General features: G+C 42.5%; 14 protein-coding genes and 5 tRNA genes. All 19 read right to left on the bottom strand.

The genetic code is table 11. From position 1 onward, the window contains the following. Positions 1-93: 93 nt before the first annotated feature. Positions 94-465 carry a 50S ribosomal protein L7/L12 gene (gene rplL / locus FTU05_RS13945; protein WP_078189828.1) on the bottom strand — a complete coding sequence of 124 codons (372 nt, stop codon included), beginning with the start codon at positions 463-465 and terminating at the stop codon, positions 94-96. Positions 466-513: 48 nt separating this feature from the next. After that, positions 514-1,020 carry a 50S ribosomal protein L10 gene (gene rplJ, locus FTU05_RS13940; RefSeq protein ID WP_078189829.1) on the bottom strand — a complete coding sequence of 169 codons (507 nt, stop codon included), beginning with the start codon at positions 1,018-1,020 and terminating at the stop codon, positions 514-516. Positions 1,021-1,369: 349 nt separating this feature from the next. After that, positions 1,370-2,065: a 50S ribosomal protein L1 gene (gene rplA, locus FTU05_RS13935; protein ID WP_078189830.1), complete on the bottom strand. Its 696-nt coding sequence runs from the start codon at positions 2,063-2,065 to the stop codon at positions 1,370-1,372. Between the two features lie 3 nt (positions 2,066-2,068). Next, positions 2,069-2,497: a 50S ribosomal protein L11 gene (gene rplK, locus FTU05_RS13930; RefSeq protein ID WP_004868049.1), complete on the bottom strand. Its 429-nt coding sequence runs from the start codon at positions 2,495-2,497 to the stop codon at positions 2,069-2,071. A gap of 115 nt (positions 2,498-2,612) precedes the next feature. Further along, complete coding sequence (gene nusG / locus FTU05_RS13925; RefSeq protein WP_078189831.1) at positions 2,613-3,146, bottom strand: transcription termination/antitermination protein NusG; 534 nt, start codon at positions 3,144-3,146, stop codon at positions 2,613-2,615. A 7-nt stretch (positions 3,147-3,153) separates the two neighbouring features. Further along, positions 3,154-3,594 (bottom strand): preprotein translocase subunit SecE, encoded by a 441-nt coding sequence (gene secE / locus FTU05_RS13920; RefSeq protein ID WP_078189832.1) that lies wholly within the window; start codon positions 3,592-3,594, stop codon positions 3,154-3,156. Positions 3,595-3,670: 76 nt separating this feature from the next. After that, positions 3,671-3,746 (bottom strand) — tRNA-Trp (locus FTU05_RS13915). 55 nt (positions 3,747-3,801) lie between these two features. After that, positions 3,802-4,992 (bottom strand): elongation factor Tu, encoded by a 1,191-nt coding sequence (gene tuf, locus FTU05_RS13910; RefSeq protein ID WP_078190047.1) that lies wholly within the window; start codon positions 4,990-4,992, stop codon positions 3,802-3,804. Positions 4,993-5,146: 154 nt separating this feature from the next. Next, positions 5,147-5,221 (bottom strand) — tRNA-Thr (locus FTU05_RS13905). 23 nt (positions 5,222-5,244) lie between these two features. Continuing rightward, a tRNA-Gly gene (locus FTU05_RS13900) sits at positions 5,245-5,320 on the bottom strand. Between the two features lie 38 nt (positions 5,321-5,358). Beyond that, positions 5,359-5,442: transfer RNA gene (locus FTU05_RS13895), tRNA-Tyr, on the bottom strand. 54 nt (positions 5,443-5,496) lie between these two features. Then, a tRNA-Thr gene (locus tag FTU05_RS13890) sits at positions 5,497-5,572 on the bottom strand. Between the two features lie 98 nt (positions 5,573-5,670). Next, positions 5,671-7,164, bottom strand: a complete 1,494-nt coding sequence (gene trpE / locus FTU05_RS13885; RefSeq protein ID WP_168379029.1) for an anthranilate synthase component I — start codon at positions 7,162-7,164, stop codon at positions 5,671-5,673. Between the two features lie 117 nt (positions 7,165-7,281). Next, a complete protein-coding gene (locus FTU05_RS13880; protein WP_180002846.1) occupies positions 7,282-7,950 on the bottom strand; it encodes a phosphoglycolate phosphatase in 669 nt (222 codons plus the stop codon). A gap of 77 nt (positions 7,951-8,027) precedes the next feature. Then, positions 8,028-8,777: an FHA domain-containing protein gene (locus FTU05_RS13875; protein WP_180012116.1), complete on the bottom strand. Its 750-nt coding sequence runs from the start codon at positions 8,775-8,777 to the stop codon at positions 8,028-8,030. Between the two features lie 77 nt (positions 8,778-8,854). Then, a complete protein-coding gene (gene gspD, locus FTU05_RS13870; protein ID WP_180002842.1) occupies positions 8,855-11,086 on the bottom strand; it encodes a type II secretion system secretin GspD in 2,232 nt (743 codons plus the stop codon). Between the two features lie 42 nt (positions 11,087-11,128). Next, on the bottom strand, positions 11,129-11,995 hold the full coding sequence (locus FTU05_RS13865) for a type II secretion system protein N (protein WP_180012118.1): 867 nt from the start codon (positions 11,993-11,995) through the stop codon (positions 11,129-11,131). Further along, complete coding sequence (gene gspN, locus FTU05_RS13860; protein ID WP_180012120.1) at positions 11,995-12,738, bottom strand: type II secretion system protein N; 744 nt, start codon at positions 12,736-12,738, stop codon at positions 11,995-11,997. Before gspN ends, FTU05_RS13865 begins: the two co-directional genes overlap by 1 nt. 167 nt (positions 12,739-12,905) lie before the next feature. Then, positions 12,906-13,232, bottom strand: coding sequence for an H-NS family nucleoid-associated regulatory protein (locus tag FTU05_RS13855; RefSeq protein WP_078190459.1), 327 nt, complete (start codon positions 13,230-13,232; stop codon positions 12,906-12,908). Between the last annotated feature and the right edge of the window lie 320 nt (positions 13,233-13,552).

Raw genomic sequence — 13,552 nt, 5'->3', positions numbered from 1 at the left:
CGAGCCGATAATTGTAACGCAAAAAGGCTGATGACCCAAGGGCCACCAGCCATTTTTTGGAGCCGATTATAAAAAAATCGACTCCCCTTAAGATTACTTAAGTGTAACTGTAGCACCAGCTTCTTCAAGTTTTTTCTTAAGTTCTTCGCCTTCTTCTTTAGAAACGCCTTCTTTAAGAACTGAAGGAGCGCTTTCAACAAGATCTTTAGCTTCTTTAAGACCAAGGCCAGTAGCTTCACGAACTGCTTTAATTACAGCAACTTTGTTAGCACCGAAAGAAGTCAACTCAACGTTGAATTCTGATTGTTCTTCAGCAGCAGCACCAGCAGCGCCAGGAGCAGCAGCAACTGCTACAGCAGCAGCAGATACGTTGAATTTTTCTTCGAAAGCAGAAATAAGTTCAACAAGTTCAAGAACAGTTTTTTCAGCAACTGCGTTTAAGATTTCTTCGTTTGTTAAAGCCATGAGAGTAACTCCAAATGGGTATTGAATGGTGTGTAAATTGATTTAAGCTTAAGCAGCTTCTGACTCGTTTTTCTCTTTGAGCGCTGTAATAAGGCGACCCAATTTCGAAATAGGAGCTTGAAGAACGCTTGCAAGCATAGTAAGCGCTTTCTCTTGGTTTGGAAGGTTCGCGATAACGCTAACTTCAGCACCTTGATAAACTTTACCGTCAAATGCAGCAGCTTTAAGTTCAAATGCTTTATTAGTTTTAGCAAATTCTTCGAACAAACGAGCAGCTGCGCCCATGTCGTCTTCAGAAGTTGAGAAAGCTAAGATTGTTGGGCCAACAAGGTTGTCGCTCAAGATATTGAATTGAGTATCTTGAAGAGCACGTTTAGCCAAAGTGTTACGAACTACGCGAGTAGCAACACCTAGTTTACGAGCTTCAACACGTAGAGCAGTTAATTGCTCAACAGTTAAACCTTGGTAGTCAGCAACAACAGCAGCATACGCAGTAGAAGCAACTTCAGTTACTTCAGCTACGATCTGTTTTTTGCCTTCGATAAGAAGAGCCATTGTAAAACCTCCTAACGGTGATTTATGCACCTATACAGATGCACTCCCAATTCGTTAGCTCATCACTGAACCAACACGCGGAGGAGGAACAAATCACACCACCGCGTCTACTCAGGCTGGGCTATTAAGAAGAAAGCATAAAACTCCCCTCGCCTGAGGTCTTTGACGCTGATAAATCTAAATTTATCAATTCAAAGTTTGCCTGAGGGGCGATCAGCAAAGCATGCTTTGCCGACCCGCAAGATGAGAAGCTGTGCTTCGAATGAAGCTTAATTTCTATCTTGCGTAATATTTAAAGCAGCGCTTTAAATATTACTCAGGGCTTTAAAATTCTGTAATAAGTTGAAACTTATTTAGAAACGTTTGCTACATCAACAACAAGACCAGGACCCATAGTTGAGCTTAAAGTGATCTTTTGGATGTAAACACCTTTAGAAGTAGCAGGTTTTGCTTTCTTAAGGTCAGCTACAAGAGCTTCAACGTTTGAACGAACAGCTTCAGCAGTGAAACCTACTTGACCGATCGCAGCGTGGATAATACCAGCTTTGTCTACACGGTAACGCGCTTGACCAGCTTTCGCGTTTTTAACAGCAGAAGCTACGTCAGGAGTTACAGTACCCACTTTAGGGTTTGGCATTAAGCCACGTGGACCAAGAATCGTACCCAACTTACCAACAACGCGCATTGCATCCGGAGCTGCAATTACTACGTCAAAGTCAAGGTTACCCGCTTGGATGCTTTCAGCAAGATCATCAAAACCAACAACGTCCGCGCCTTCAGCTTTAGCAGCTTCAGCAGCAGCGCCTTGAGCAAACACAGCTACACGTACAGTTTTACCAGTACCTGCAGGAAGTGTAGTCGCGCCACGAACAACTTGGTCAGATTTACGAGGATCAACACCTAGGTTTACAGCAACATCCAAAGATTCTTTGAATTTTACTGCTGGAAGGCCGTTAAGAACTGCAACTGCTTCTTCCAAAGTGTAAACTTTGTTAGCTTCAACAGCAGCAACAATGGCTTTTTGACGTTTAGTTAATTTAGCCATGTCTTATAGCTCCACTTCCAAGCCCATAGAACGCGCAGAACCAGCAATGGTACGTACACGTGCGTCTAAATCAGCACCAGTAAGATCTGGTTCTTTAGTAGTCGCAATTTCTTCTAATTGAGCGCGAGTCAACTTACCAACTTTAGTTTTGTTAGGTACAGCTGAACCCTTTTGGATGCCCGCAGCTTTCTTAAGAAGAATCGCAGCAGGAGGAGTTTTCATGATGAATGTGAACGACTTGTCGTTGTACACAGTGATCACTACTGGAATTGGAAGACCAGCTTCAACTTTTTGTGTCGCAGCATTGAATTCTTTACAGAATGCCATGATGTTAACACCACGTTGACCTAGTGCAGGACCAATCGGTGGAGATGGATTTGCTTTACCAGCTGGAACTTGCAGCTTGATATAGCCGTCAATCTTCTTAGCCATTTCAATTACCTCTGGGTACTAACGCCGCTAGGCTCCCCATACATATAAGTAACGATACCGTTACAACAACAATGCCCGACTCATAACAAATCGGGCGTTTATCAACCAAGTTAAATTAAACCGATTTTTCGACTTGGCGAAATTCCAGCTCAACCTGAGTTGGTCGATTAAATACATTAATCGTCAACGTTAAACGTGACTTATCGTATAGAACTTCTTCCACCACGCCTTTAAAATCGGTGAATGGACCGTCAATTACGAGTAATTCTTCACCTGGTTCAAACATCGTCTTAGGACGAGGTGCTTCGCCAGTATTGCGTACACGTGCAAGAATCGCATCAGCTTCTTTTTGCGTAATTGGTGCAGGTTTTTCTGCAGTACCACCAATGAAACCTAATACTTTTGGACATTCTTTAACAATGTGCCAAGTTTCATCATTCATTTCCATCTCGACTAATACATAGCCTGGAAAGAATTTACGCTCAGATTTACGTTTCTTACCATCCTTCATTTCCACTACTTCTTCAGTAGGGACAAGGACTTCACCAAAGCTATCGGCTACAGCGCTACGCTGGATTCGATCATTAAGTGAGCGTAACACTTGTTTTTCATAGCCTGAATAGGCATGAATAATGTACCAACGTTTCATAGCTCTCTTACCCGATAATAAACTTCATTAACCAGCTCAAAGCATAGTCAAAGCACCATAATAAAATAGATGCCACTAAGACTACCGCAAGTACCTGCCAAGATGTGGTCATGGTCTCTTGCTTGGTTGGCCAAGTCACTCGACGTAACTCAATTCGAGCATCTTTCAACAATCGAACAAAGCCTTTGCCTTGATGGGTGGCGTATAATAAACCTAAAGCCACGATGATACAAGCCAAAATTACCCCAACACGGACCCAGACATCATTCGCTGGTGCCCAGTATGCTGGCAAATGTTGATTCACCATCATAGAACTACCGAGTAAAATCAACGCGATAACCCACAGAACATAGTCTAAAGGGGAACCAGAATTAACAACTTCAGCAGGATTATTTCTTTGAGGAATTGGCGCGTCGCTTAATGCGTCACGCGATTTATCATTCGACATTTTTGTACTCGTCGTAGGATTCGCGACTTATTATATGACCAGTTGAGCCAGCATCAAGCTTCTTTTTAAAAAAATTTGGCAGGCCAGGAGGGACTCGAACCCCCAACATTCGGTTTTGGAGACCGACGCTCTACCAATTGAACTACTGACCTGCAGAGCAAATCGAGAGTCGAAACTCTCGATCTGTACAAAGATAACTGTATTATATTATGCAGTTACTTTAGAAACAACACCCGCACCAACTGTACGACCACCTTCACGGATCGCGAAGCGTAAGCCAGCGTCCATTGCGATTGGGTGGATTAATTCTACTGACATTTCTACATTGTCACCAGGCATAACCATTTCTACGCCTTCTTTAAGCGCGATCGCACCAGTTACGTCAGTTGTACGGAAGTAGAACTGTGGACGGTAACCGTTAAGGAATGGAGTATGACGACCACCTTCGTCTTTAGAAAGTACGTATACTTCTGCGTCGAATTTAGTATGCGGTTTGATTGTACCTGGTTTAGCAAGTACTTGACCACGTTGAACGTCTTCACGTTTAGTACCACGTAGAAGAACACCACAGTTCTCGCCCGCACGACCTTCGTCAAGAAGTTTACGGAACATTTCTACGCCAGTTACAGTTGTTTTAACTGTATCTTTAATACCAACGATTTCAACTTCTTCGCCTACTTTCACGATACCAGTTTCAACACGGCCAGTTACTACTGTACCACGACCTGAAATTGAGAATACGTCTTCGATTGGCATAAGGAATGCAAGGTCGATAGCACGTTCTGGCTCTGGAATGTAAGAGTCAAGAGCTTCAACAAGAGCAACTACAGCGTCTTCGCCGTATTGACCAGCTTCACCGTTAAGCGCCGCAAGAGCAGAACCACGGATTACTGGAGTGTCGTCGCCTGGGAAGTCATAAGTAGAAAGAAGTTCACGAACTTCCATTTCTACTAATTCAAGAAGTTCTTCATCATCCACAAGGTCGCATTTGTTTAAGAATACAACGATGTAAGGTACACCTACCTGACGAGAAAGAAGGATGTGTTCACGAGTTTGTGGCATTGGACCATCAGTCGCAGCACATACAAGGATCGCACCATCCATTTGCGCAGCACCAGTAATCATGTTTTTAACATAATCGGCGTGACCTGGGCAGTCTACGTGAGCGTAGTGACGGATTGGAGAATCGTATTCTACGTGTGAAGTATTAATTGTAATACCACGTGCTTTTTCTTCTGGTGCAGAGTCGATTGCAGCGTAATCTTTCGCTTCACCGCCGAATTTTTTTGCACATACAGTTGCAATTGCAGCTGTTAAAGTCGTTTTACCATGGTCAACGTGACCGATTGTGCCCACGTTAACGTGTGGCTTATTACGTTCAAACTTAGCCTTAGCCATGCTTTTCTTCCTCGTTTACGTCGAACACAATTCTGAGTAAAACCCAGCTCCGACATATCGCCTAAAAAAATAAACACCCAATACTTGAAAAGCAGACTAAAAAGCCTGCTTCTGGAATCTTGTGCAACATTTAAAGTTGCTAAACTGTAAAATCTGGAGCTCTTATCGAGATTTGAACTCGAGACCTCTCCCTTACCAAGGGAGTGCTCTACCACTGAGCTATAAGAGCAAATATAAGCACTTCAATAGATATGGAGCGGGAGACGAGGGTCGAACTCGCGACATGTAGCTTGGAAGGCTACCGCTCTACCAACTGAGCTACTCCCGCACGATGTTGGTACAAACCACTTATTGAAGTCTTAAAATTGGTGGTGAGGGAAGGATTCGAACCTTCGAAACTTTCGTAGCGGAGTTACAGTCCGCCCCCTTTGACCGCTCGGGAACCTCACCATTTTACACTTACTTCAGTGTCGTTCTTTCTACTCACTCTCAAACTTTCTAAGATGGTGCCGGCACACGGATTCGAACTGTGGACCTACTGATTACAAGTCAGTTGCTCTACCAACTGAGCTATGCCGGCGTTTCTTAGTGTTTCGTACGTTTCGTATCGGAACGGTGTGCAGTTTAGCAAATCTTGAAATCCTTGCAAGTGTTTTTTCTAAAAAAAACGTGAAAAACTCATAAAATCAATCCATTTGATGATAATTCAACCGCTTTGATCACTGCGCGAGCTTTTATTTGGGTTTCATTCCACTCTGATTCAGGATTTGAGTCATAAACTACCCCTGCTCCAGCTTGAACATAGACCTTATTTTCTCGAATTACACAGGTACGAATCGCAATCGACATGTCCATTTCCCCATGCCAGCCTAAATAACCAACAGCACCACCAAAAATTCCACGTTTTACTGGTTCAACTTCGTCAATAATTTCCATAGCGCGGATTTTTGGTGCGCCTGAAAGCGTACCCGCAGGGAATGTTGCCTTAAAAACATCCAAAGCATCGACATCATCACGTACTTCACCTTGTACATTTGACACAATGTGCATGACATGCGAATAACGTTCGATCACCATTTGATCAGTCACGTGAACTTTACCGATTTTAGAAACACGTCCAACATCATTTCGACCCAAATCGATCAACATCAAATGCTCTGCAATTTCTTTTTCATCAGATAGCAAATCTTTTTCAAGTGCTAAATCTTCTTCTTTGGTTTTACCCCGTGGTCGCGTGCCCGCCAAAGGACGAACTGTTGCTACACCATTTTCTAGGCGGGACAAAATTTCAGGTGATGAACCGACGATATGAAAGGGAATGTCATTCTCAAGTGTTTGCCCTTGCACCAAGAACAAATATGGAGATGGATTGAGGTGACGTAGTGCACGATAGACCTGCAAAGGCTCACCATCAAAATCGGATACCATACGATGGCCCGGCACAACCTGCATCACATCACCGGCTTTAATGTACTCTTTTACTTTTGCAATAGAGTCAATAAAGTTGTCATGTCCAGTGATGGATTCAAACTGTGGTGCAGTATGCTTATTTGCTTTGAGTGCAATTGGGGTTGCCAAAAGTTCTTCTAGCTCATCCAATTGTTGCTGCGCTTGGGTATAGGCCTCAGCATCATTTACATCGGCATGTACAATTAAGAATAAAGTATCTTTGAGGTTATCAAAGACAATGACGGTTTTAGATAGCATCATCCAAATATCTGGAATCCCGACTGGGTCAGCTTCTGGCACATTATTGAGCTTCGGTTCGATATAACGCACAGCGTCATAACCAAAGTATCCAACCAATCCACCGGTAAAGCTCGGTAACGCAGGCAAATCTTGCTGTGTAGGGACTTTATATTGTGCTTGGAAGTCACGGATGTATTGAAATGGGTCTGCACATTGTTGTTTTTCAATCGAACCATCAACATGTTGAACGGTCAACTGCCCTTCATTACACGAAAATACGGTGGACTCACCCAAACCAATAATGGAGTAACGTGCCCAGTTTTCGCCACCCTCTACAGATTCAAATAAATAGGCTTGTTTATGTTGTTTTAATCGCGCAAAGACAGACAGCGGAGTTTCTGTATCTGCCAAGCGCTGACGATAGACTGGAATCAAGTTATATCCAGCAGATTTCAGTTGTTCAAATTGAGTTTGTGTAGTCATCTCGGTTTCTCTATATTTCGCGTGGTCAATTTCAGTTAATTTCTTCTCATGCTGATTGAGTGACGCCATCGAAAACCTACACACTTGCTCATTTTCACTTCCTTAACCCTAATTATTTCAACCCAATAATTCTTTTAAGTTATCGACCACATGCTGCGGCTGACAATCTCGAATATTTTCACCATGATTATAGCCATAGCTGACCACAATACAATCAATACCAGCACGACGTGCTGCCTCTACATCATTGACAGAATCACCCACCATCAAAATTTGCTGTTTTGGTAAGGCATAATGTTCCGCACAATACTCTAGCTGCTTGGGATGTGGTTTCCGCTCTTCAAAACGATCTCCGCCTATCACATCATCAAAGTAATCATGCATACCCAGTGCTTGCACAATACTGCGTGCCGGTTGCTCTGGTTTATTGGTTACACAAATCAGAATTTTCTGCTCTGCTTTTGCCCAATCCAAGAACGATAGAATGCCGTCAAAGGGCTGCGTCAAGACACAAGGATCGGCATTGTAAATCTTTAGAAAAGTTTCCAGTAAAAGATGGTGCTGTGCGGCATCCACCTTTCCGGTCAAGTATTCAAGTACGCTATGACAAAATAATGAAGTCCCTTTCCCAATCCAGTTTCGCACCTGCTCTTCTGTGACCAAAGGTAATTGCAACGCATTTAGACTCATATTCATCGCACGATGTAAGTCAGATGCTGAATCGACTAGCGTTCCATCCAGATCAAATAAAATCATTTGGCGTTCTGCTAAACGAACTTCAAACATAATATCCCTCTATTTTTTTGTAAATTTTCCCCATAAAAAAGGCATGCCCATGCATGCCTTTTGAGGAATGTCTCGGTTTATTTAAACAACACCCATGCAATAATTGCAAGAATGATTAAAACAATGACTGAGATTAAGCCTACAGAGGCATTTTTTTGCGCTTCACGCTCTTGCTCTACACATGTCGCTGGAATTTCTACATCACATGCTTCATTTTTCGGAGCAGCAGTAATGTCAATTCCCTCAGGGATTGGCGCAGGTTTAGGCACACCCACATTGGTCGGCATACCATCACGAGTCAATTGAACTGAACCATCACGCTCTTTCAACTCTGGCATCCCTTGATCATTCATTTGTTGTGCTGCAGTTTTAACGATAGGCTCTTGTGTCTCAGTTTCAGACGTTTTAACAACAGGTTCTTGTGCCGCAGTTTCAGAAACCGCAACAGCTTCAGACGGCTGCTGAACAGGTGTAATTTCTTCTGTTTGCAACGCTTCAACGCTTTGTTCAATATCCGCTGGGATCTGAACAGCTTTAGCTGGAGCCAATAAACTAAACTTCACACTGGCAAACTGTACAATATCACCTTCTTTTAAAAGTGATTCACCAGTCAAACGGACATCATTAATAAACGTCCCATTGGATGAATTGAGATCTTGCAACCAGAGTGCCTGATCTTTCAGTACAAAGGCAGCATGTTTACGCGATACATCAGATTCTTGTAAAACAATATCTGCTTGTTGATGACGACCCACCAACATATCTCGCTCAATACTAATTTCTTGTCCTGTTAAATCACCAGAAATTGCTTGAATTTTCCAAGTCATGAAGTTAATTCTCTATTGCTCGTTTTTTTCATCATAGCATGCAGTGGTTTCAAAGCTAAACCACCCTACTGTCTAACCTAAGGAGTTTCCGCCACTTTGCCATTCGGTACGGTTATGGTTTGGCGCTTCACTGCAGGTTCAATGGCGACTGGCGTGGAGACCACTGCCGCTGGCTGTGTGGTTTGTGGTGCTGTAGGTACCGTCTTATACACAGGGGCTGGTGCTGTACCTTTTGAAACAGGTATGCGCTGCTGATACACATCGTCCACATTTTCAGGTAATTTCGCAAAATTACCGTCATTATCCAGTGCCAGTTGCAGACTATAGAGCTGACTGTAACGTTGCTGAGACATTTTCTTCACATCAGCAGAATTTCCAACAATGGTCGGATGAATAAAGATCAGCAAATTGCGTTTACTGTTGGATTTTCCTTCCGAGCTAAAAAGTTTGCCCAGTACAGGAATAGCCCCGAGCCCCGGAACGGATTGACGCCCATGCAATGTATTGTCCGAGATCAAACCACCCAACACAATCGTTTGACCATGCTCTGCCAAGATCGAGGTTTTAATCGCACGTTTAGTCGTAACTAAGTCCGACGCTTGACCTTTATTGTCTTTTACATCAGAAACTTCTTGCTCGACCTCTAAACGCACCGAGCCGCCATCACCAATATGCGGCACAACTTTCAAAGTAACACCGACATCTTTACGCTCAATCGATGTATACGGATTGGCTGTACCACCATTGGTGGTGACCGAACCTGTCACAAATGGAACGTTTTCACCCACCACAATATAGGCTTCTTCGTTGTCCATCGTCACTATCGACGGTGTAGATAATAAATTGGATTTGGTCTTTTCTTTTAAGGCCTGAATCATCGCACCATAGAGTTTGCGCGAACCATCACTGCCTTCACGATAATCACCAAGAACTACAGAAGTACCCGCACTCACCGCGCTACCCGCACCCGCAGCACCACCAGTTAAATAACCTGCGGCAATATTTTTTAAACTAGAACCAAAGTTATCAAAGTTAATTAAGCCGATACCACTACTGATATCACCCAACGCCCATTGCACACCGAGCTGATCGGTATCCGTGCCTTCAACTTCAATAATCGCCGCTTCGATCAGCACTTGCTGACGACGAATATCGAGCTGCTGAATCGCAGATTCAATTTCACGCATGAGCTGCGGATCTGCTTTCACAATCAGTGCATTTTGTGTGGCATCAGCAATAATACTCACGCCATTGGCATTAAAGCTTGAGATACCGTTTTGCGTATTATTGGAAGAGTTATTACTGTTGAGGTTAATACCTGAACTGGTGTTATTTTGTGAACTGAATGACTGTGAATTCGAACTGTTACTATCATTCATTAAACTGTTCATCGTGCTGCTATTTGAGCTATTCGATGAATTTGTACTCGAAACGGCCTGCCCTGTGACCAAGCCTTGTAAGATTTCTGACAAGTTTTTGGCACTTGCATACTTTAGACGAAAAACTTTCAATCCACCCAATCGATCTGCAGCAGGCACATCTAAGGTCTCAATAATCTTACGAATACGCTTACGTGTCGCTGTATCACCTTTAATGATAATACGATTGGTTCGATTGTCCGCAATAATACGAATTCGTGAACCTTTCGGGTCTTTTGATGCGCCGGTCGAACTCATCGACTCTAACAGCCCAATCATTTCTTCGGCCTGACTCGATTGCAGCGTCACGGCTTCGATATCATTTTGACCCGTTCCATCTAAATTACGAATAATCGTTTCGAGCTGGTAAATATTACTAGCACGGTCTGAGACGATCAGCGCATTGGTCCCCGCCACTGCTGACAAATGTGCAAATTGCGGCATCAGTGGACGTAGGGCTGGAATTAAGTCGTTGGCATTGGTGTTATCAAGCCAAATTACTCGGGTGACAATTTGGTCTCCAGACGCACGGTGGCGCGCATCATAAGGAATGCCCGAGCTTTTTACATTACTGTCTGGAACCAGTTTAATGGTGTTGCCCGATGGAATCGCCACCACGCCATTGACATTCAATACACCGAGAAACAGGTCATAGACTTCATTTTTATTTAAAGGCTTATTGGAAATAACCGTTACATTTCCTCGTACCCGTGGGTCAACTGCAAAATTTTTCCCCGTGATATCTGCGACTTCATTAATGAATGCCGTAAGATCTGCATCACGTAAATTGATTTTCCATGTTTGTGCATAACTTGCTGTGCTGACCATAGCAACCAAGGGCACCATGGCATAGGCAGCTAAAGTTGAACGGTTATTATTAAATAAAGCCATATACGCCTGTGTTTCCTAACCCTATAAAGTGATGAAACATCACTAAAAATCCTGTTGTATGGTCATCACTTGATCACCACGTTTGACTTCAAGTTTCACCTGCCCTTCACGGCGGGCTTGTTCTAATAATTGCGCCTCAGATTGTCCTGCACCGACTGCCTGCCCATTTAAAGACATAATGCGGTCACCCGGTTGCAAACCCAATTTATTTCTCAAGGCAGCAGGTGTTCGATTTGAAATCTCAAACCCACCATTACCTGATGGATTCACCCCCATTTCCTGCAGATATTGCTCACGATTTTCTGTCATGCGTTGTACGGCCTGACCAATCGCGGACTGCGTCGTGCCTTGCCCTGAATTTGCAGGATTAGCTGCATTTTGCATGCTGTTATTTTGCAAAGATCCACCTGATGTTGCATTGGCTGTAGGGACAATCGGTTGATCTAATCCGTTTTCAATACCTTGGAACGCTAATTCACGCCGTGCACCATTACCCTGCGTTAAAATCACCTTATCCCAATAAACTTCAGCCAGTTGATATGATGAACCTTGAATGGTTTCTCCAACCAAGTAGCGATCTGAACTCTCATTGACCTTAATCACTGCCGACGAGTAGCGACTTGGCTGTCCAACCACCACACCTTGTAACACCATATTTAACTGCGCGTCAGCTGCTGAACTGCGGTTTTCCTGAAACAAGGCAAAAGAGCTAATATTAGGAACTTGCGTTTGCTGTGAACCCAATTCAACTCGGTCTAACTGCATGGCTTGTGGCGGTGCAATCAATAACCAAAATAAAGCGGCTAACTTCCAGCACAGGTACAAAATTATTAAAGCCAAGACCACAGGTGCAAGTCGATCTGTTTGCTTCCAATTGATCTCGCGGATTTTTTCGAAATAGTCAGCCATCAGTTCACCCCACTCAATAGAGGTTGACGCGAACTAATCACATACGTATCTAATCCTGCCTTACCTTCATAGGAAGCAACATTCATCAAAAAGCGCTGGGTTAATTGCACATCCAACATGAGGTCTGGCTCAAGTGATAAATTCATCATCTTTTGTTCGCGTTGATCTCGAACATCAATCGACAATTTGCCATTATCATCTTTTAATTGAGCTAACATGGCAGGCACATTCATTGACTCTTGACGCTGTGCAAAGCTAAAGGATAAATCCCCACCTGCCCACTGCATCTCGCCTAATGACTGACTAAATCCCTGTTGTGGCTTATATTTAAACTGCACATCTTTTAATTGAATGGCATTCGTTGGCCATTGCCAATCGGCAAAACTTTTTAAAGTTTCAGGGGCAATTTGACCCTCTAAGTTTTTAATACTAATACTTTTACCAAAACCATACCCCATCACACCTTGCAGTTTGGTATTGCCACTATGAATTTCAACATTTGCACCCAAGCGTAATAAAATCAAGTCCCACGGGCGTGTGTTCCAGTTTAACGAGCCTTTCAAATTTCCTCGTGTCCAATCTGCTTGCCCATGCCAAATATTGCCACTGACGTTATGTAGCATTTGGTTATTTTTATAAAACTTTGTAATGAGCCACGCTGCTGGCACTTGCAGCATAACGAAAATTAAAAAACTGATCGCAGCAAAAATGAGCCACCGAATATTATTAGTTTTATTGATCATCCCACCACAACCGATCCATCAATTTTTTTCCATCATTTAAACATTTTTCTTTATAGACACATTATGCATACTTTTTCTGCATAGCCAATTCAAAGAGATAAAAAAACCAGGCATTTGCCTGGTTTAATTATCCTGAACTCAGGATATGACGATTTCATGAATTATTCTTAAATTAAGAAATCTTCTAGTTTCGCGCCTTTTTCCAACTCAGCCACTAACCAACGTGGTTGCTTACCACGACCAGTCCAAGTGTCATCTGCATTGGTTTTGCTACGGTAACGTGGCTCAACCGCTTTACGAGTTGATTTTTTACGTTTGCTTGAACCAAATTCAAGGATTTGTTCAACGCTTAAATCTAAATTTTCTGCAATTTCAACAATACGGTTGTACGCATCTTCAATCGCTTGATCTTTTTTAGATGCAATCAATGCTTCAGCTTCTACTTGAAGCTTCTTTAACTCTTCAACTGATAAATTACTAATATCAGGCATAATCTTTAACTCCGAAATTTCATTTTAATAATGCTTATGAAAACTCGCTCATAATATTATAATAAAATTTTTATTCAATAAATAATTTTCATTTTACTACAATATTTTAACACGACTCCTTAAAATATATAAAGTTAAATTGTATTTAAATATTATTTCCCACTGAAATCTCTAAAGCTTTTATTTTTGTCTTTATACCTCTGTACACGACAAATTTCATAGGATCCTTGTCCTATCAGGCTTTTTCTTTCTTAAAATTGCTAGCACTTTCTTAAATTCTTCTTTTTTTCCAAAACCAATCAAACGTAGAATAGCCATTTGAA

Origin of the sequence: Acinetobacter sp. YH12049, from assembly GCF_013419875.1 — a bacterium.
GTDB classification, from domain to species: domain Bacteria; phylum Pseudomonadota; class Gammaproteobacteria; order Pseudomonadales; family Moraxellaceae; genus Acinetobacter; species Acinetobacter amyesii.
The sequence above is the reverse complement of the archived record's forward strand: the minus strand, read 5'-3'. Positions and strand labels throughout refer to the sequence as shown.